This window comes from Pseudomonas sp. PDM18, assembly GCF_014852585.1.
GTDB lineage: Bacteria > Pseudomonadota > Gammaproteobacteria > Pseudomonadales > Pseudomonadaceae > Pseudomonas.
Map to the genome: position 1 here is coordinate 267173 of NZ_JACVBX010000006.1, position 19333 is coordinate 286505.

Annotated in this window: 18 protein-coding genes; 6 read left to right on the forward strand and 12 right to left on the reverse strand. The window is 65.9% G+C overall.

Going from position 1 to position 19333, the window contains the following annotated elements; genetic code table 11:
- Positions 1-232 precede the first annotated feature (232 nt).
- From IB274_RS14940 to IB274_RS14955, 4 genes are all read left to right on the forward strand, one after another.
- Positions 233-1555: a CapA family protein gene (locus IB274_RS14940; RefSeq protein WP_192432714.1), complete on the forward strand. Its 1323-nt coding sequence runs from the start codon at positions 233-235 to the stop codon at positions 1553-1555.
- Positions 1556-1609: 54 nt separating this feature from the next.
- Positions 1610-2290, forward strand: a complete 681-nt coding sequence (locus IB274_RS14945) for a response regulator (protein ID WP_192432715.1) — start codon at positions 1610-1612, stop codon at positions 2288-2290.
- Positions 2291-2477: 187 nt separating this feature from the next.
- Positions 2478-3152 carry a polysaccharide lyase family 7 protein gene (locus IB274_RS14950; protein WP_192432716.1) on the forward strand — a complete coding sequence of 225 codons (675 nt, stop codon included), beginning with the start codon at positions 2478-2480 and terminating at the stop codon, positions 3150-3152.
- A gap of 101 nt (positions 3153-3253) precedes the next feature.
- Positions 3254-3850, forward strand: a complete 597-nt coding sequence (locus tag IB274_RS14955; RefSeq protein ID WP_192432717.1) for a GNAT family N-acetyltransferase — start codon at positions 3254-3256, stop codon at positions 3848-3850.
- Between the two features lie 7 nt (positions 3851-3857).
- Here IB274_RS14955 and IB274_RS14960 read toward each other — a convergent pair whose 3' ends face one another.
- The 9 genes from IB274_RS14960 to IB274_RS15000 form a co-directional block, all read right to left on the reverse strand.
- Positions 3858-5360, reverse strand: coding sequence for an aldehyde dehydrogenase family protein (locus IB274_RS14960; protein WP_192432718.1), 1503 nt, complete (start codon positions 5358-5360; stop codon positions 3858-3860).
- Positions 5357-6409: an aminoglycoside phosphotransferase family protein gene (locus IB274_RS14965; RefSeq protein ID WP_192432719.1), complete on the reverse strand. Its 1053-nt coding sequence runs from the start codon at positions 6407-6409 to the stop codon at positions 5357-5359. Before IB274_RS14965 ends, IB274_RS14960 begins: the two co-directional genes overlap by 4 nt.
- A gap of 4 nt (positions 6410-6413) precedes the next feature.
- Positions 6414-6758, reverse strand: a complete 345-nt coding sequence (locus IB274_RS14970; RefSeq protein WP_081518261.1) for a cupin domain-containing protein — start codon at positions 6756-6758, stop codon at positions 6414-6416.
- A 65-nt stretch (positions 6759-6823) separates the two neighbouring features.
- Positions 6824-7204 carry a cupin domain-containing protein gene (locus IB274_RS14975; protein ID WP_192432720.1) on the reverse strand — a complete coding sequence of 127 codons (381 nt, stop codon included), beginning with the start codon at positions 7202-7204 and terminating at the stop codon, positions 6824-6826.
- On the reverse strand, positions 7197-8501 hold the full coding sequence (locus tag IB274_RS14980) for a nucleotide disphospho-sugar-binding domain-containing protein (protein ID WP_192432721.1): 1305 nt from the start codon (positions 8499-8501) through the stop codon (positions 7197-7199). Before IB274_RS14980 ends, IB274_RS14975 begins: the two co-directional genes overlap by 8 nt.
- A 45-nt stretch (positions 8502-8546) precedes the next feature.
- On the reverse strand, positions 8547-9626 hold the full coding sequence (locus IB274_RS14985) for an ABC transporter ATP-binding protein (protein WP_192432722.1): 1080 nt from the start codon (positions 9624-9626) through the stop codon (positions 8547-8549).
- On the reverse strand, positions 9619-10434 hold the full coding sequence (locus tag IB274_RS14990; RefSeq protein WP_192432723.1) for an ABC transporter permease: 816 nt from the start codon (positions 10432-10434) through the stop codon (positions 9619-9621). Before IB274_RS14990 ends, IB274_RS14985 begins: the two co-directional genes overlap by 8 nt.
- Complete coding sequence (locus IB274_RS14995; protein ID WP_192432724.1) at positions 10427-11299, reverse strand: ABC transporter permease; 873 nt, start codon at positions 11297-11299, stop codon at positions 10427-10429. Before IB274_RS14995 ends, IB274_RS14990 begins: the two co-directional genes overlap by 8 nt.
- Before the next feature lie 91 nt (positions 11300-11390).
- Positions 11391-12440 carry a spermidine/putrescine ABC transporter substrate-binding protein gene (locus tag IB274_RS15000; protein WP_138216993.1) on the reverse strand — a complete coding sequence of 350 codons (1050 nt, stop codon included), beginning with the start codon at positions 12438-12440 and terminating at the stop codon, positions 11391-11393.
- A gap of 199 nt (positions 12441-12639) precedes the next feature.
- On the opposite strand from IB274_RS15000, the gene IB274_RS15005 reads away from it, so the two are divergent.
- Positions 12640-13572, forward strand: coding sequence for a GntR family transcriptional regulator (locus IB274_RS15005; protein ID WP_192432725.1), 933 nt, complete (start codon positions 12640-12642; stop codon positions 13570-13572).
- Between the two features lie 86 nt (positions 13573-13658).
- Entirely contained in the window at positions 13659-14945 is a 1287-nt protein-coding gene (locus IB274_RS15010; protein ID WP_192432726.1) for a glycosyltransferase, read from the forward strand.
- A gap of 72 nt (positions 14946-15017) precedes the next feature.
- Here IB274_RS15010 and IB274_RS15015 read toward each other — a convergent pair whose 3' ends face one another.
- From IB274_RS15015 to IB274_RS15025, 3 genes are all read right to left on the reverse strand, one after another.
- The gene (locus tag IB274_RS15015; RefSeq protein WP_192432727.1) at positions 15018-16424 is read right to left on the reverse strand and encodes a DUF1254 domain-containing protein; all 1407 of its coding nucleotides are present in this window, start codon (positions 16422-16424) and stop codon (positions 15018-15020) included.
- 3 nt (positions 16425-16427) lie between these two features.
- Positions 16428-17771 carry a DUF1254 domain-containing protein gene (locus tag IB274_RS15020; RefSeq protein ID WP_192432728.1) on the reverse strand — a complete coding sequence of 448 codons (1344 nt, stop codon included), beginning with the start codon at positions 17769-17771 and terminating at the stop codon, positions 16428-16430.
- A gap of 224 nt (positions 17772-17995) precedes the next feature.
- On the reverse strand, positions 17996-19333 hold the full coding sequence (locus IB274_RS15025) for a DUF1329 domain-containing protein (protein WP_192432729.1): 1338 nt from the start codon (positions 19331-19333) through the stop codon (positions 17996-17998).

The following is a 19333-nucleotide window of genomic DNA, read 5'->3' on the forward strand; positions in this document are numbered from 1 at the left end:
CTCCGCGGCTCTTGGGCCGGGAGGCGGTCGCATGGTAAGAGCGCTGTCACACCCCTGACTTCTGAAAAAAAGTGATGCCCATAGCCAGAATGAAACCGCCGGCACCTCGCTGCGCGTGAGGCATTTCGGGTGATAACCGACGGCTATCGCGATACCCAGGATTCAGCCGACCCGGGGCGCGCATTGCCCTAAAGTCCGCCGCCATCAGCGACTCCCGACCCTGAGGTGGACCATGAAGATTGCGTTGACCGGCGACAGCATCCTGCAGCGCCGCCTGAACAGCCGCGAAGACCAAACCCTGCTCCCGCTGTTCGACCTGCTGCGCGGCGCCGACGTCAGCTTCACCAACCTGGAAGTGCTGCCCAACGACTTCCAGGGCGACGCCGTGCTGGAAAGCGGCGGCTCGCACTTCGGCGCGCCCTCCTGGGTTCTCGACGAACTGGTGGACGGCGGCTTCGACCTGTTCTCCACCGCCAACAACCACAGCCTGGACTACGGCATCGCCGGCCTGCAGGCCGCCCACGCGCAGCTGGACAAGCGCGAGCTGCTGTTCGCCGGCACCGGCCGCAACCTCGAGGAGGCCCGCCGCCCGGTGTACTGCACCAAGCCTGCCGGCACCGTCTCGCTGCTGGCCTGCACCTCCACCTTCGGCAAGGGCCAGGAAGCCAGCGAGCAGGCCCGCGACATGCCCGGCCGCCCCGGCCTCAACCCGCTGCGCTACGACACCGTGCACCAGCTCGACGCCACGCAGATGGAAGCCATGCGCGGCATCATCGCCAGCCTCGGCCTGGACCGCCTCTACCAGGGTGCGGTGGACCTGGGCTTCGCCCACCCGATTCCCGATCCGTCGCTGGCGGTATTCGGCCCCTTCACCCCGCTGCTGTTCCGCCAGGGCGAAACCTCGCGCCTGCGCACCCTGCCGCGCAAGAAGGACATGGACGACATCCTGCGCTGGGTCGAGGAAGCGCGAACGTTATCCGACGTGGTGGTGCTGAGCATCCACGCCCACGAACTGGGCCACGACGCCAAGGGTGAGTGGGACCTGGAAGTGGCTGCCGAATTCATCCAGCCGGTAGCCCGGCGCATGATCGACGCCGGCGTCGATATCGTGGTTGGCCACGGCCCGCACCTGCTGCGCGGCATGGAGATATACAACGGCAAGCCGATCTTCTACAGCCTGGGCAACTTCATCGGCCAGAACGAGCTGGTGGAGCGCCTGCCGGCGGACAGCTACGAGCAATTCCGCGTGGACCGCAACCAGACGCCTTCGAAGGTGTTCCTGCAGCGCACCCAGAACGACACCCGCAGCTTCCCCTCCGATGCGCGCTTCTGGGAGAGCCTGGTGCCGGTCTGCCAATTCGACGGCCGCCGCCTCACCGGCATCGAGCTGCACCCGGTGAGCCTGGGCCTAGGCGAAGCGGTGCACCGCCGTGGCCGCCCGCGCCTGGCCGAAGGCGAACACGCACAAGCGATCCTGCAGCGCTTCGCCGCGTTGTCGGAACCTTACGGTACTCGGCTGTCGGTGGACGGTTCGATTGCGCGCGTCACACTCTGATGCCGCAGCGCCGGGCAGCCACAAGCTGCCCGGCGCCCTCTTCTTCCCATACCCATGACCACAGCCCGCATTCTCATCGTCGAGGACGACCAGCGCCTCGCCGCCCTCACCCGCGATTTCCTCGCACAGCACGGCCTCCGCGCCGCCATCGAGCCTGACGGCGCGCGCGCCGCCGAGCGCGTGCTGGACGAACGCCCAGACCTGGTGATCCTCGACCGCATGCTGCCTGGCGAGGACGGTCTGTCCATCTGCCGACGCATCCGCCCGCGCTATCAGGGCGCAATCCTCATGCTCAGCGCGCGCTCCGAAGACACCGAGCAGATCGACGGCCTGGAGAACGGCGCCGACGATTACGTCTGCAAGCCGGTGCGCCCCAGCCTGCTGCTGGCTCGCGTGCGGACCCTGCTGCGCCGCCCCCGAAGCGCGGCCGAGCCGGCGGAACGGCTGGAGCATTCGGGACTGATCCTCGACGCCCGCCAGCGCGAAGTGCGGCGCAACGGCTCGCGCATCGACCTGACCGGCGCCGAGTTCGACCTGCTCTGGCAACTCGTCGCCCACGCTGGCCAGACTCTCAGTCGCGATGAGCTGCTCCTGACCTTGCGTGGCATCACCTGGGACGGCATGGACCGCTCGGTGGACGTGCGCGTCGCCCACCTGCGCGCCAAGCTCGACGAAGACCCGCTGCGGCCGCTGATCGTCACGGTGCGCGGCAAGGGCTATCGCTTCACCGGTTAGCAGGAATCCCCTTTGTTGAAGCGCGCTTGCTCGCGAACCTGCCCAGCATTGGCGCTGCCGGTGATTCTGTTCGCGAGCAAGCTCGCTCCTGCAAAAGTGCCGCCATGACCGCCTGGCCGAAAATTCGTCGCGCGGGGAACCCCGTCCAGTCAAACCAGGCATCCTCACCGCCGCAGGAGTGCCCGGCATGACCGTCAACATCGACAACCTCAACATCGCCCTGCCCGTAGGAAAGACGCCGACCGATACCGTCTCTATCGAAATCCCCGGTCCGCAGGCGCTGGCGCAATATCCCCAACTGGTCACCCGCCTGCCCGACGGCAGCCTGCAGCTCACCGCGCCGACCAAGGGCGTAGCGAGCAAGAGCGTCCACCGCACCCGCTGCGAGTGGAAGGAACCGATCTATTGGGCCCTGAGCGGCGCCACCGAGCATGTGAACCACCAGCTGATGAAGGTCACCCAGGTGAACTCGGCGCAGAAGGTGGTGGTGGCGCAGATGCACGTGAAGGACGACGACAGCCCGCTGCTCAAGGTGTTCTGGCAGAAGGGCAAGCTGACCATGGGTTTCCGCCAGAACTTCAATCAGACCACGCCGGTGAACAGCACAGTGCTGGACAACGTGCCTCTGGGGGCGGAGTTCGACATCCTGATCCTCGCCACTTCCAGCCTGATGCTGACCGTGCAGGCCAGTTGCAACGGGCGCAATTCGGCGGTGCCGTCGATGCCGCTGGATGCCAGCTGGGCAGCGCGGGTGTTCGACTTCCATGGCGGGGTCTATAACCAGATCGACTTCACCGACACGACCCTGGCGAGCGATGCTTCGGTGTGCGTGATCAAGGACCTACAGATCAGGCACGCGTGAGCGCGCGCCTTACAGGCGCTGTTCGCGGGCGTGGCGCACTTCTACAGAAAAGCGTCGGCTTCCGGTAGGCTGTGAGGGCGTCCCATTCAGAGCCTATCCGCATGCCCGCCCTCACCTGCCCCCACCTGAACGGCAATCACGTCGAACTCCTGCCCCTGCGCGCGGAACATGCGCAGGCGCTGCTCGAAGCAGCCGCCGATGGCGAACTGTGGAACCTCAAGGTCACGGTGGTGCCCGGTCCGGATACCGTCGCGAGTTATATTGCCAAGGCCGAAAAGGGCCTGGAGGAAGGCAGCGTCCTGCCCTTCTCCATCCTCGACCGGCGCACCGGCAGGATCGTCGGCAGCACCCGCTTCTGGAAGGTCGACCGCGCCAACCGCAAGCTGGAGATCGGCCACACCTGGCTAGCCCTGTCGGCCCAGCGCACGCCGATCAACAGCGAGGCCAAGCTCCTGCTGCTGACCTACGCCTTCGAGGAACTCGACTGCGTGCGCGTGCAGTTCACCACCGACGAGTTGAACGAGAAGTCCCGCGCCGCCATCCTGCGCCTGGGCGCGGTGCAGGAAGGCATCGTCCGCCACGAGCGCATCATGCCCGACGGCCGTAAGCGCAACTCGGTGCGCTTCAGCATCGTCGACAACGAGTGGCCCGAGGTGAAGGCGCGGCTGCTGGAAAGGCTCGGCCGCGCCCCGACCTGAGAGCCGCTCAGCCCTGGTAGAACACCTCGTCGCTGTACGGATACCACCAGGAGTGGATCTGCGGCTGGTGGTCGATGATCACCATCTTCGAGCGGCGGAACGCATCCAGCCCCTGGCGGCCCAGCTCGCGGCCCATGCCGGACATCTTCCAGCCGCCGAACGGCAGCGCATCGTTGTCGATCAGCGGGTTGTTCACCCAGACCATGCCCGCTTCCAGGCGATCCGCCGCTTCCATGGCTTCGGCCAGGTCGGTGGAGAACAGCGAGGCGCCGAGGCCGAAGGGCGAGTCGTTGGCCAGCCGCACCGCCTCGTCGAAGTCCTTCACCTTGCAGATCGCGGCCACCGGGCCAAAGCACTCCTCGTGGAAGATCGCCATGGCCGGGGTGACGTCGGTGAGGATGGTCGGCTCGTAGTACCAGCCCACCGGGAACTGCTCGGGAATGCGCCCGCCGCAGACCAGTGTGGCGCCCTTGGCGATGGCGTCATCCACCAGGCGCATGACCTTGGCGCGGGCCGCCTCGCTGACCATCGGGCCGATCTCGGAATGCTCCAGGCCATGGCCGATGCGCAACGCGCGGGTGCGCTCGGCGAAGCGCGCGACGAACTTGTCGTGCACTTCATCGACCACATAGAAGCGCTCCGCCGAGGTGCAGATCTGTCCGCTCAGGTGGAAGGCCGCAGTCACCGCACCGGCCGCCGCGACCTCCAGCGGTGCATGGCGGGAAATGATCATCGGGTCGCTGCCGCCGGCCTCGATCACCGCCGGTTTCATCCGCTCGGCGCAGGCCACCGCCACCGCCTTGCCGGCGGCGACGCTGCCGGTGAAGGCCACGGCGTGGGTACGCTCGGACTGCACCAGGCGCTGCGCGGTGCTGGCATCACCCGGAACGCAGCTGACCATCCCAGCCGGCAGCACCTTGAAGTGCTGCATGAATTTCAGCGTGCACAATGTGGTGCTTTCCGCCGGCTTGACGATGCAGGCGTTGCCCGCCGCCAGCGAGGCGGCCAGAGTCCAGCACATCAGCAGGATGGGGAAGTTGAACGGCATGATGTGCACGCTGACGCCGTAGGGCTCGTAGCGCACATGCTGGAACGAGCCGAGCTGCGTGGTACCGGCGACCTTGCCGGCCTCATCGCGGGCCATTTCGGCGTAGTAGCGGAAGATCGGTGCGCAGTTCGCCAGTTCGCCCATGGCTTCGGGGAACGGCTTGCCCATTTCCAGGGTCATCAATCGCGCCACTTCGCGCTGGGTCACCTGGTCCGTTTCGATGGTGTTGGCCAACTGGTGAAGGATCGCCGCGCGGGACTTCGCGTCCACGAGCTTCCACTCGCGCTGGGCCGCGTTGGCCGCGTCGATGGCGGCGTCCACGTCTTCCGCGTCGCACAGGGCGATGCGTCCGACCGGGGTGAGGTCGGCGGGGTTGATGATGTCGCGCAGGCGCTGCGTCGCCACGCCCTGGTAATGCGGGCCGATGAAACGCAGGGGCCGATCAACGTGAAAGTCGGTCATGGAATGCTCCGCAGGGATTCGGATGAAGCCAGGCGCTGGGCGATCACGTCGCTCTCCAGCGGCTGGCGCCAGTTCGGCAGATGGGCGTCGAGCAGCGCTGCCAACGGGCGCAGCTGTTCGCTGTCGAGCGCGCGCTGGAACAGCCGCAGCACGCGCGGCAGATGCTTGAGGTAGCCGTGCTTGCCATCGCGCCTGGCCAAACGCACGAAGATGCCAAGTACCTTGGCGTGGCGCTGAGCGGCGAGCACCTGGAAATCGGCCATGAAACGCCGGCCGTCCACTTCCGGGCGCTGGCTGAGATACTGGGTGAGCAGGGTCACGCGCAGGGTTTCGGGAATGTCGCGGCGCGCGTCTTCGAGCAGGGACATGAGGTCGTAGGCCGGCGCGCCGAAAAGCGCATCCTGGAAGTCCAGCAGCCCGCAAGCCGCCACGCCCGCCCTGCCCTCCAGCAGCATCAGGTTGTCAACGTGGTAGTCGCGCAGCACCAGCACTTCCCGGCGCAGCGAGACATCGCGCCAGAGCGCGGCGAACTCCGCAAGATAGCGTTCGCGGATCTGCGCAGCGGCCTTCTCGCCCACCAGCAGCGGCGCATACCAGTCAATGAACAGCGCCGCTTCGTCCTCCAGCTTCTGCCCGTCGTAGGCCGGTACGCCTTCGGCGGCCTGGGGGCCCGCGCGGTGCAGGCGCACCAGCGCTTCAACAGCCAGGCGGTATAGCACCACCTCGTCATGGCTGTCGGCGAGCAGCCGGGTATAGGTGGCGTCGCCGAAGTCTTCCACGAGCGCCAGGCCCAGCTCACGGTCGGCGGCCAGTACGCTGGGCGCCGACAGACCGCAATCGCGCAGCAACTGCGCCACCCGCAGGTACGGGGCCAGCGGCTCGGCACTGGGTGGCGAATCCATCAGCAGTAGTCCCTTGCCGTCGAGGCGGAAGTAGCGCCGCGCCGAGGCGTCCGCCGGCAGCGCGGTGATCGCAGCGCCGGCCAGGCCGCTGCCGGCGAGGAAGGTCTCGCGGGCGGCGGCACGGGTGGTTTCGCAAGGCAGGTTCATGGCATCACCGGATCATGTAGACCTTCTTGATGGTCTCGTGCACGGTGCACACGCCCTTCCAGTCCTTGGGGAAGAAGGCCGCGGTGTCCGGCTCGATCTCGATCACCTCACCGGACTCGTGCACGTAGGTGCAACGGCCCTCAAGGAAGTGGCAGAACTCGTCGCTGGTTACGTGGCAAAACCACTTGCCCGGCGTGCAATGCCAGATGCCGCATTCGGACTGGCCTTCAGGCCCCTTGTGCAGGACCACGCCGCTGACATGGGATTCGCCCTCTAGCATGGTCGGGATCACGCCCCAGTCCTTGAGTTCGGTGACCTGCAGCGGGCGGTAGATAACGGGGGTCTTCATGTACATCTCCTTCGATGGCCGTCCGCACGGACGGCCGGGTAAGGCGTAGCCGGTGGGTTCGGAAATCAGGCCAGCATGTAGAGGTTTCGCAGGGTGCTGTGCACGGTGCATTCGCCGGTCCAGCCGGCCGGGAACAGCACCAGGGTATCGGGTTCGATCTCGATCACCTCGCCCTCGTCGGAGCGGTAGGTGGCGCGGCCTGCAACGAAGTGGCAGAGCTCATCGCGCGGGATCGACAGCCGCCAGCGGCCGGGGCTGCAGACCCACAGGCCGGTTTCCGGGCTGTTGTTCGGGCCTTTGAACAGCAGACGCCCACTGGAGTGCGAGACGCCCTCCAGCGCGTCAGATTGCACACCCCAGTCCACCAGGTCGTCGTAGTCGCGGGCGCCGAGGATGTGTGGCGCAGTGCTCTCTCCATTAAAGGAAGCGGCCTTGAACTCAGGCATGGTTCACCGCCTTGCCCTGCACCAACTGGTCGAGGATGCGCGCGGCGTCTTCCGGGCCCTTGCGCGAGCGCATGTAGTCGCTGGTGCGGGCCAGGCGCTCCTTCATCAGCTCATCGCCCAGCAGTTGGGCGATGTTGCGCGCCAAGTCTTCCTCGCTCCAGTCGTAGCGGTCCATGCGCAGGCCGTGGCCGCTTTCCTGGGCGCGCATGGCGTTGTCGTGGCCGTCCCAGACGTAGGGCATGACGATGGCCGGTTTACCGAAGAACAGGCACTCGGTGAAGCTGTTGTTGCCGCCGTGGTGGATCACCCCGTCGACCTGGGCGATCACCGAGGGCTGCGGATACCAGTTGGAAACGATCACGTTGTCCGGCAGGTCGGTGTACTTCTCCACGTGCTCGCCGACGTTGAACAGCGCGCGGTACGGCAGCTTGCCGATGGTGACGACCAGGCGCTTGAGCAGCTCGACATCGCCCGAGCCCAGGCTGCCGAAGCTCACGTACAACAGCGGCTTGTCGTTGTGCGCCTTGAACTGCGGGATCTCGTAGGGCTTGTCGGTGCGTACGCAGCCTTGCAGATAATGGAACTGCCGTGCCGGCAGCGGATGGCGGCGCTGGAACTTCACCGGGTCCGGGTAGAGCAGCAGGTTCATGTAGGGCGACTCTTCGAAGAAGGTGCCCAGCGGATACGGCCGCTCGCCACACTCGGCGAGGAAGTCGTTGAAGTCGGCGTGGATCGGCGCGATCACTTCCTCGAAGCGCTTCTGGAAGCGCGCATGGCCGTCCTTGTCGTCGACGCTCATGCCCGACAGGTACGGTGGGATGTCCGGGTCGTGCACTTCGTTTTCCGAGCAGGAGATGATCCGCACCCAGGGCTTGCCGTAATGCTTGATGGCCGGGAAGAGGATCACGTTGTCGACGCAGATCAGGTCCGGTTTGATCCGGTCGAGGATCGCCGGCAGCTCCTTCTGCGCCCACTTGGAGGTGGAGACGATGGCCTCCCAGCATTCCTTCACGTAGTTGTCGAGCTGGTCGATCGGCGCCTTGCGGAAGTTGGGGATGTGGCCGTTGATGAAGTCGGTCCAGTAGCGCGCCATCTCCTCGGCCGGCATCGGCTCGGACATGTTCACGTAGTGCTCCTCGAAGCCGTAGGCCGAGTACACCCCGGTCATCCCCGGATCGGTGAGGAACACCGCCTTGTGCCCCAGCGCCTCGCAGGCCTGGGCGATCCCTACCGAGTTGAGGGCCGGGCCGTAGGCGGCCTCGGGGAAGAATGCGATGACCTTGCGTTCACTACTCATGGTGCTCTCCTGTAAGTCTTGTTCTTGAAATCAGTTCTTAAAGAGTCAGTGAGTCAGCACGCGGCCGTGCCGCGCATCCCAGCCCAGGCGCACCGGCATGCCGGCGGCAAGGCGCAAGAAGTCGTAGTCCGAGGACGGCACGCGGACGATCAGCGGCTTGCTGGACAGCGCCGTGTTCACGTGCAGGTTGGTGTCCAGGCCGTGGTAGGCCACTTCGGCCACCTCGCCATGGACCTGGTTGTCGGTGGCCGGCGTGGCATCGGTGAGCACGCGCAGACGCTCCGGGCGCAGCGCCAGGGTGACGCTCTCCGGGCTGGACTCGGCGGTGGTCTCGATGCTCAGCACCTGGTCGCCGGCCTGCAGGCGGTTGGTTCCCACGCGGCGTCCCTCGATCAGATTGCTGACGCCGATGAAGTCGGCGACGAAGCGGCTGCCCGGGTTCTCGTACAGCTCGCTGGGGCTGCCGCACTGGCAGACCTTGCCGTCGCGCAGCACGGCCATGCGGTCGGACATGACCAGGGCTTCTTCCTGGTCGTGGGTGACCATGATGAAAGTGATGCCGCTCTCGTGCTGCAGGCGCTTGAGTTCCAGCTGCATCTTCTCGCGCAGCTTCTTGTCCAGCGCACCGAGCGGTTCATCCAGCAGCAGCACTCGCGGGCGCTTGACCAGCGCACGGGCCAGGGCGACGCGCTGGCGCTGGCCGCCGGAGAGCTGGTCCGGTCGGCGGTTGGCCAGCGGCCCGAGCTGCGCGGTTTCCAGCACCGCATCGACGCGCTGGCGGATTTCAGCGGCCGGCAACTTCTCCATCTCCAGGCCGTAGGCGATGTTGCCGCGCACGGTCATGTTGGGGAACAGCGCATAGGACTGGAACATCAGGTTCAGCGGGCGCTTGTTCGGCGGCAGCGGCGAGATGTCCTGGCCATTGAGGTAGATGGCGCCGGAGCTGGGCGTCTCGAAGCCTGCGATCATCCGCATCAGGGTGGTCTTGCCGCAGCCGGAGGGGCCCAGCAGCGCGAAGAACTCGTTCTCGCGGATCGCCAGGGACACCTGGTCCACCGCCGTCAGGCCCTCGCCGTAGGATTTGCTCACCTGCTCCAACACGAGCAGGTCGGATGACTTAGTCATGGGCTTTGGGCACCTTGTTCAGACGTTGGGAGGCAAACAGCGCGGTGAAGCTGACCAGCATCACCAGGGTGGCGAGGGCGTTGATTTCCGGGGTCACGCCGAAGCGGATCATCGAGTAGATCTGCATCGGCAGTGTGGTGGAGGCGCTGCCGGAACCGGAGTTGAAGAAGGCGATGATGAATTCGTCCACCGACAGGGTGAACGCCAGCAACCCGCCGGCCAGCACGCCGGGGAAGATCGCCGGCAGCAGCACGCGGCGCGCGGTGGTGAACCAGCCGGCGCCCAGGTCGATGGAGGCTTCGAGGATCGAGTAGTCGAAGTGCTTGAGCCGTGTGCGCACCACCGCGCAGACGAAGGCAATGTTGAAGACCACGTGGCTGAGGATGATCGAGTGCAGCCCCAGGCTCATCTTCAGCAGGTTGAAGAAGCTCAGCAGCGCGATGGCCAGGACGATGTCGGGGATGATCATCGGCGCCATCAGCAGCGTGTCGGCGAGGTTCGCACCCTTCTTGCCGGGGTTGTTGCGTGCGCGCATCTCCACTCCGAGGGCGAGCAGCGTGCCGAGCACGCAGGCGATGAAGGTGGAAGTCAGCGCGACGATCAGTGTGTTCAGCGCCGCGTGCTGGATCGAGGCGTTGGCCAGCAGCTTGGCGTACCACTTCAGCGACGCGCCGCCCCAGGCGGTGGGCAGGCCGCTGGCGTTGAACGACAGCAGGATCAGCACCAGGATCGGTACATAGAGGAAGGCGTACACCAGCCACAGGTGCGCGCCGAGGGCGATCACGGAGACGTTACTGGAGTTACGCATGGCGTTCGCCCTCCGCACCCTGGGCCCGGCGCGAGACCATGGCCTGGATGAACAGCAGCAACATCATGATGCCGATCAGGAAGAAGCTCAGCGCCGCGCCGAACGGCCAGTCCCGCGCGGTGAGGAACTGCGCGTAAATCAGGTTGCCGACCATCTGCACCTGCTTGCCGCCCAGCAGGTCGGCGGTGATGAAGTTGCCGATCGACAGCACGAAGACGAACACCGCGCCGGCGGCCACGCCCGGCACCGACAGCGGCAGAATCACGCGGCGGAAGGTGGTCCAGCCGGAAGCGCCAAGGTCCCGCGAGGCTTCCCAGAGTTCGTTGTCGATACGCGACAGCGAGCTGTAGATGGCGAGGATGACGAAGGGGATGTAGTTGTAGACCAGCCCGAGCACCACGGTGGAATCGGTGTAGAGCATGCTGATCGGCTCGCCGCTGTAGCCCAGCAGGCTGAACAGGCGATTGAGCAAGCCCTCGCGGTTGAGCAGGACGATCCAGGCGTAGGTGCGGATCAGGTAATTGCTCCAGAACGGCAGCATCACCAGGAACAGGAACACCGCCTGCCGGCGTGGCGTGCTGCGGGTGATGGCGTAGGCCGCCGGGTAGCCGATGAGCACCGCGAACAGCGTGGCGAGGCCGGCGATCTTCGCCGAACGCAGGAGGATGTCGAGGTACAGGGGGTCCACCGCGCGGCGATAGTTTTCCCAGGTGAACACGTAGTCGATGCCGCCGTAGGCACCGCGCTCGAGGAAGCTGTAGACCAGCACCAGCAGGCACGGCAGCAGCAGGAACAGGGCCAGCCAGCCCAGACCGGGCGCGAGCAGCCAGGCCGACAATTTGCGGTCGGCGGATAAAGCGGTCATGCGTAGTTCCCCCAACCCCACGCCAGGCGGGGTGCTTCAGGGTTATTCCGAAGAGCGTTACGGGGCACCGGCGCGGCGCCCCTGCGCAGCCTTACTGGGCCGCCATGATCTCGGTCACAGCGCGGGTGTAGGCCTTCTGCGTCGAACCGCCGACGTCACGCAACTGCTGCTGCTTGACCAGCTCTGCCGGCGTGGTGGTGAGGTTCGGGTACTTGGCCAGCAGGTCCGGCTTGAGCGTCGCCATCGCCGCCTGGTTGGGCACCTTGTAGAGGATGTTCTCGGCGACCCAGGCGTGGTTCGCCGGCTCCAGCATGTAGTTGATGAAGCGGTAGGCGGCGTCGGGGTTCTTCGAGCTTTTCAGCACGACCATGGTGTCCACCCAGAGGTCGGAACCTTCCTTGGGCACGACGAACTTGATCGACTCGTTGGCCTGGGTGCCGTAGTTGCACCAGCCGTCCCAGGCGTGGGCCATCAGCGCCTCGCCCGAGGCCAGCTTGGAGTAGAAGGTGGTGTCGTCGAAGGACAGCAGGCGTTTCTTGGTGGCGATCAGCTGGTCGCGCACCGCGTTGATCTGCTCCGGGTTGCCGTCGTTCACCGACCAGCCGTTGGCGAGGAAGCCGGCGCCCAGCAGCCAGCGGTCGGTGGCGAGCATGGTGGTCTTGCCCTTGAGGGCGTCGGAGGGCTTGAGCAGGTCGCTCCAGCTCGAAGGCGCCGGGCTGACCTTGTCCGAGCGGTAGCAGATGCCGGTGGTGCCCCAGGTGTAAGGCACGGAGAAGTGGTTGCCGACGTCGTACTCGAGCTTCTGCGCTTCGGGGTAGAGATTCTTCAGGTTCGGTACCTTGGCCGGATCGATCTCGGCGAGCAGGCCCTGCTTGTGCAGGATCTCGGCAAAGGGCGAGGAAACGAACACCACGTCATAGCCTTCACCGCCGGAGGCCATGAGCTTGCCCATGATCTCTTCGTTGGTGGCGTGGAGAGATTTGTCGGCTTCGAGGCCAGTGGCTTTCTGGAACTTCTCCAGGTTGTCCGGGGCCATGTAGCCGTCCCAGATGGAGATCACCAGATCCTTGGCACTGGCCGTGGTGGCGGACAGCGTGAGCGCGAGGGTTGCCCCTGCGTAGAGCATGGTCTTCAGCTTCATCTTGCGCACCTGACGATTGGTTGTTGTTGTGTCGACGGCAGCGGAACGAAAAGCGTACTACATGTCTTTTTTTCAAAATAAAAACCGAACCACTGGCGAAGTCAACCATTTCTTGCATTCTTGTTGGACCACCCACGCTGTGGCATAAGGGGTCGCCCCGCGGCGACACGCCTGCCGGGGCCTGCTGGAGAGAAGCCGCTTGAGCAAGGACACCGAGAAAAGACCGCGCACCAACCACCTGGAACTGGCCCGGCGGATCATCGAGCACGCCCAGGACACCGGACTGGGAGACGGCGACGGCCTGTCCGAGCAGCAACTGGCGCGCACTTTCGGCGTGTCGCGCACGCTGATCCGCGCAGGGCTGGACCTGCTGCTGGAGCAGCAACTGGTGGCCCACGAGCCGGGCAAGGGCTATCGTCTCGCCGCCGACCCTTCCGCCCAGATCCTCGGCCCCGCCCTGCCCCAGGCCGAGGAACAGGCGCTGGCCGCCTCGGTGCTGCGCGACCGCATGGCCGGGCGGCTGGGCAACAGCCTCAGCGCCAGCGAGCTGATGCGCCGCTACGACATCGGCCGCGCCGCCGCGCAGAAGGTGCTGGCGCAGCTCAGCGAAGACCAGGTGCTGGAACGCGGCGCCGGGCAGAGCTGGTCTTTCCGCCCGCTGCTGAACAACCTCGCGGCGCTGGAAGACAGCCTGCGCTACCGGCTGATCCTCGAGCCCGAAGCGCTGCTGGCGCCCGGCTTCGACCCCGACCTCGCGCGCCTCGCCCTGCTGCGCGGCGCCATGGAAGATCTGCTCGGCGCGCCCATTGAGCGCTTCGACGTGGCGCAGTTCCGCGAGCTGGACATTGGCTTCCACGAATTGATCGCCCAAGGGTGCGGCAACCGTTTCATCGGCGATTCGTTGCTGCAACACCAGCGCCTGCGCCGCCTGCCCAACCTGCTGCCGATGGTCAGCGTGCACCGCCTGCAGGAAGCGCTGCGCGAGCACCTGCGGATCATCGAACAGATCGAGCGCGGCCAGCTGGAGGTCGCCGCCGACCTGATGCGCCTGCACCTGCGGCTGTCCTTCGCGCAGCGCCCGCAGACCGCCAACCGCGGGATTCCGCAGTCATTCGCCAGCGCACGCCGCTAAGTATTTTTCACTCACGGTGTTTTTTTTAACGAAAAAATGCAGTATCAGTTTCACGCAGTGCCCGTGAGCAACACCCGGATGTGCCCATGACGCAAAGAACCAGAACCATAGCCTTCTTCCCCGAGGCCAGTTTCGGCGCCGCGCTGAACTGCATCGGCATCGCCCAGGCCCTGCGCGATCTCGGCGCCCGCCCGGTGTTCATCTGCCATGCGCACTTCCAGGGCATCTTCGCCGAGTACGGGTTCGCCGAGTACCCGCTGCAGTTGGACTCGCCGCTCTCCGCGGCCGACCACCAGCACTACTGGGAGCGCTTCATCGAGCGCAATGTGCCCTACTTCGACCAGCCGCCCATGGCGCAGATCGACAGCTACGTGGCGCCGGCCTGGGAAGCCATCATCGACACCGCCATCGAATCGGAAAAGCCGCTGCAGCAACTGCTCGCCCGGCTCAAGCCGGACGCCATCGTACTGGACAACGTCGTCAGCTTCCCGGCCATCGCCGCGGCCGGCTGCCCCTGGGTGCGCATGGTCTCCTGCGCGGAAACCGAGCTGCCCGACGCCGCCGTGCCGCCCTATCTGTCCGGCGCCAGCAGCAGCGATGAGCAGGCCTGCGCCATCTACCGCGAGCACTATCTGCAGGCCACGAAACCGGCACACGAGCGCTTCGCCCGTTTTCTCGCCGAGTGCGGCCACCCCGCCCTGCCCGCCGGCCAGTTCCTCGAGGACTCGCCCTGGCTCAACCTGCTGTTGTCGCCGACACCGGTACGCTACGAGCGCAAGAAGCCGCTGCCGGCCGAGCGCTACCTGTACCTCGACGGCTGCGTCCGCAGCGAAGCGCCGTACATCCCACCGCAGTTTCCCCGGCATGACGACGCACCGCTGATCTACGTGAGTTTCGGTAGCCTCGGCGCCGCCGACGTGGCGATGATGCGCCGGCTGATCGACGCCGTGGCGCAGTTGCCCTATCGCTTCCTGATCAACGTTGGCGCCTACCGCGAGCACTACGACACGGTGCCGGACAACGTCTACCTCGACAGCTGGTATCCGCAACCGGCGGTGCTGCGCGAGTGCCAGCTGTTCATCCACCACGGCGGCAACAACAGCTTCTGCGAGGCGCTGTATTTCGGACTGCCGTCGGTGATCATCCCCTACTGCTGGGACGGCCACGACAACGCCCGGCGCGCTGATGAAGTGGGTGTGGCGCGCTACCTGCCGCGCTTCGAGAACCCGCTGGCGGCGCTGCCCACAGCCCTCGCCGAACTGCTCGCGGACACGGCCATGGAGAAACGCCTGAACGCCGTGCGCGAACAGATGCAGGCGTCGCGCGGCACCGAGGCGGCGGCGCTGGCGATCCTCGGCGTCTGCGCAGACTGAGCCCGCCACGGGAACCGCTCCAGGACGCTTCACCCGCTAGCCTCGCCCCTTGGGGCGAGGCACACTCCAAGGTCAGACCCGCTCGATGCCCGGCAGGGTCCACTGCCCGGCTACCACCGACTGCTCCGGCCCGTAGATGCGCAGGATCAGGTTGAACGGCCCCTGCCGGGTCGACGGCAGCCAGTTCAGCTGATGGTTCTCACCGGGCGAGTCAGCCTGGATGTACAGCGTTACCCCGCCGTCAGCGTCGCGCACCAAGGGATCGCGGCTACTCAGGCAATAGCGCTGGATCGGGTTGTCGACCAGTTGGCGGTCGGGCAGATCGTAGAGCGTCAACGACCAGAATTCCCTGGCTGGCGGCAACTGCCCCGGAGCGAAATGCAGTCGATAGCGCTGCCCGCCCTGCAGCGGCTGCTGCGTGCTGTCCTGGCGGCTGCCCAGGTAGATCGCCTCCTCCACGCTGTTGCCATAGATGCCGCTGGCGGCCGCTACCGCGCGGCTCAGGTAGTCGTTGTGCATCACCGCGCGGGTACCGAACAGTCCAGCCGATGAGCGCAGCGTTGCGCCCTTGGCCTTCAATTCCTCGACACCCTGCTGGATACCGGCGGCCAATGCCTGGCGCTGGGCGGGGCTCAGCGCGACAGGGTTGAACGCCAGCCCCGCACCAATGCCTGCGCGAGCGAAACGCTGGCGCAATTCGACCTCGCTGGGGTCCACTGGGCAGAAAGCGAGGATCTGGTTCAGGTGCGGAATGAATCCCGCGCCAAGATCACGCGGCAGCTCCCAGGGCAGCCATTGCACCGCCGGTGCGACAGCTGGCGCCGAGCCACCGACAAAGCCATGCAGCGGCCTCAGACGGTATTGCTGCTGGAGTTCGCGTACCGCCGGAAGGTCGTCACTATTGTGCAGGCCGGTACGCCCCAGGATCATGGCGATCTGCGTCTCGCTGCGCAGCACCTGACGGATTCCGGGCGGTGTAGCGCCTTTCCAGTCTGGCCCGGCGATCAGGTAGTCGCCCGCTTCGCGGCCGGTGCTGAGGACCCCGACATAGCCGAAGTTGAAGGTGTACTGGTCCACCAACTGGTGCACGTAGTAACGATCTTCTGCCACGTCGGGCACGCTGAGCACCCAGGGTTCGGCGCGCAGGTCAAGCCAGGCCCAGGAGTAAGGCGTATCGTTGTTCGGCGTGACAATGTCGCGGTTCTTCGGCGTGAAGAGTTCGCTGTAGTGACGGAACACGCCGAAGCCGCCGACGTACTCGGGCGATGCCGGGTTCAGCGCTTGCTTCTGCATCGTCTGATAGTGCATCAGCATCGGGTAGGCGTAGATCCACGCCTGGCGAATGATGTCCTGGAACACGGCGGGGTCACTTTCCAGCTCGACGGGAGCGGCCAGAAGCCAGCTCGGCACGCAGCCCAGGCCGAAGCCGAGCGCTCCGCTGGCACCGAGGAAACGGCGGCGGGTCAGAATCGGGTTCATGGCTTACTCCTGGCGGTTGACCGGCTGCAGGGCCGGCGCCTGGTAGTCGCCCTTGAGTGCCTTTTCCTGCGGCAGGTACATGCGCAGGATCAGGTTGAACGGACCTTTTGGCGCCGGCAACCAGTTGTCGGTGCTGGCTGGCTGAGCATTCTGGATGCTCAGAGTCAGGCCGCCATCGGCATCCATCTTCAGTCCGCCTTCGCTGTTGAGCGTGTAGCGGTTGAGCGGGTTCGCCGAGAGCATCTGGGTCTTGCCGTCGTATAGCGTGACGGACCAGAACGCATCGACCGGAGGCAACTGCCCAGGGGCGAAGTGCAGCGTGTAGGCACGGCTGCCATCGAGTGCCTGGCCGGCAGCGTCGACGCTGGTGAGCGGGTAAATCGCCTCCGCCGGGTCGTTGGCGTAGATGTATTTCCAGGCGACCGCCGCCCGCGTCAGATCGTCATTGCCGTAGTGCCCGATGTTCGTAGGAGAGCTCTGCCAGCCATTGACCGGCGCGGCGAAGCTCTCGCTGGCGGTGCGAACCTTTTCGCGCCCGGCCTCAGCACCTTGCTGCACTGCCTGGGCGACATCTGCCGGCAGTTGTGTCGCGTCGAATGGCTTCCCGGTTCCAACGCCGATCTGTGCGAACTGTGCCAGGCGCTGTTGCTCGTCGGCGCTCCAGGCGTGCCAGGCGGACAGCCCGTTGAAGTCGATGAAAACGTTTTCCGCCGGGCCTTCCTTGGTCGGCAGGTGCTCGGGCACATCCATCTTGTGCGGCAGCAGCGTCGGTCGGGTGCTACGCAACTTGTAGCCGTCCATCACGGCCTTGGCCGCGTCGAGATCGGCCTCGCCATCCACGGCCGTGCGGCCGAGCAGGAAGACGATGCGGCTGGGCGAACGGATCACCTTGCCACCGAAGCCTTCGGGTTGTCGGCCATCCCAATCGGGACCTGCGATCAGGAAGCTGCCGGCCTCCCGGCCGGTGGCGCGGGTGCCGATGTAGTCGAGGTTGTTGGTGCGCATGTCGATCAGCTGGAAGCTGTAGTAACGCTGCGGCACCGCCGGCACATCGAGGATCACAGGGTGTTCGCGCAGGTCGAGCAGCGCGTAGGAATACAGCGTGTCATTGTTCGGCGAGACCACGGTTCGGTCTTCCGGGCCGAGCAACGTCGTGCGGTTGTACAGGTAGTTGACCGGCAGCTTGGCGGCGATGGCCTGCAGGATCTTGCCGTGCTCGGCGGTGGCGAAGCTGAACAGGTAGGCCTGCTCGGCCAGGTCGCGGGCCTGCTGCGCGGTGGGCGCGGCAGCCCACGCATGGCCGGCGAACAGGGGCAGGATGGCGAGTACGGGCAGCCAATGACGCATGGGGGTTCCTCATTCTTCTTGTTGGACCGCCCGGCCATGCGGCACCGACGGCGGGTGTCGGGCCAGAGTGCGGCATCCCCGGCAGGCGGCGGCCAGCACCAGCGGACAAAAAGCGATCATGGCGCCCCTTCGGTAGAGCGCTGCGGGAACAACGACGCCATCCCCAGATTGCCGGGATGGCGCAAGAACCCCGGCCACGCCCGGCCGGGGAAAGGAACACAACGTTACTTCGCCCAGCGGCGCAGATCGGACGGAGTGTAGTCGCTCATCTTCGCGTGCTGGCCGGTCTTCAGGCCGCTGTTCTCCTCGTTCATCAGGCCGTTGACGAAGTAGCGTCCGCTGATCAGGTCATAGGCGGCAGCCAGGGCCTCGAAGGTGAACTGTTTGTCGTAGTACGGCATGGCGTGGGACTGATAGTTGCGCCACAGCTCGCCACGGCTGTCGTAGAGCTCGCCGAGGAGGATGTTCCAGCTGTCTTCGTCGAGGTAGTAGCGGCGCTTGCTGTAGACGTGGCGCGCCCCCGGCTTGAGGGTCGCCTCGACAACCCAGACGCGGTGCTTCTCGAAGCGCGCGAGGTCGGGGTTCAGATGGCCGGTCTTGAGGATGTCCGCGTATTTCACCGAGCGGTCGTATAGGCGGAAGCTGTTGTAAGGCACGAACAGTTCCTGCTTGCCCAGCAGCTTCCAGTCGTAGCGATCAGGCGCGCCGTTGAAGCCGTCGAGGCTGTCGGCGGTAACCATTCCATCGCTGTAGCGCGCGCTGTTGTCGTAAGCGATAAGCGGGGCGCGACGAACCCGGCGCTGACCGGGGATGTACTGCCAGGCGGCGCGTGGTTCGGCGAGCTGGTCCATCGGTTCGTGGGTCAGCACCGCTTCGCCGGAGAGTCGCGCCGGCTCCAGCACGCGGGTCTTGAACAGGTACAGCAGGTTGGCGCCCTGCGGCAGGTCGTCCACGGTCTCGGCATAGTTCATGTCGGTCTGCGAGCGGACCAGGCTGTAGACGCCGTTCTCCTTGACGTTGGCCGAGCTGAAGGTGCGCTCGATGCTGCCGCCGCGGTAGCGGGTGATGTGGTTCCAGATCGCCTCGACACCCTCCTTGGGCAGCGGGAAGGGTACGCCGCGCTGGTAGTTCAGCACGCCGTTGCCGCCGTCGGCGAGCTTGGCATTGGCAGCATTGTCTCGCGTCGCGGCGTTGATCTCGTCGGGCAGCCGCGCGCTGCGGTGGCTGGGGTAGACGTTGATCTTGTAGGTGTTGGGATAGCGCTTGAGCATCGCCTGTTCGCCAGGGCTGAGCCACTGGCTGTACTGCCCGGCGTTGGCCGGGGTGATGGTGAACAGCGGCTGCTCGGCGGCGTAGGGGTTGGCATAGCCGCCCTTGGCGTCGACCTGCCCGGCGTCGGGTTTCAGGCCGCCATCCCAGGCGGGAATGCTGCCGTCGGCGTTGGCTGCCTTCTCGGCGCCGACCGGGGTCAGGCTGTTGCCGAGGTCGGCGGAAGTGGCGGCATGGGCGCAGAACGCCAGGCCCATGGCCAGCGCCAGGGCGGAAATTTTCGAAAGGTGCAT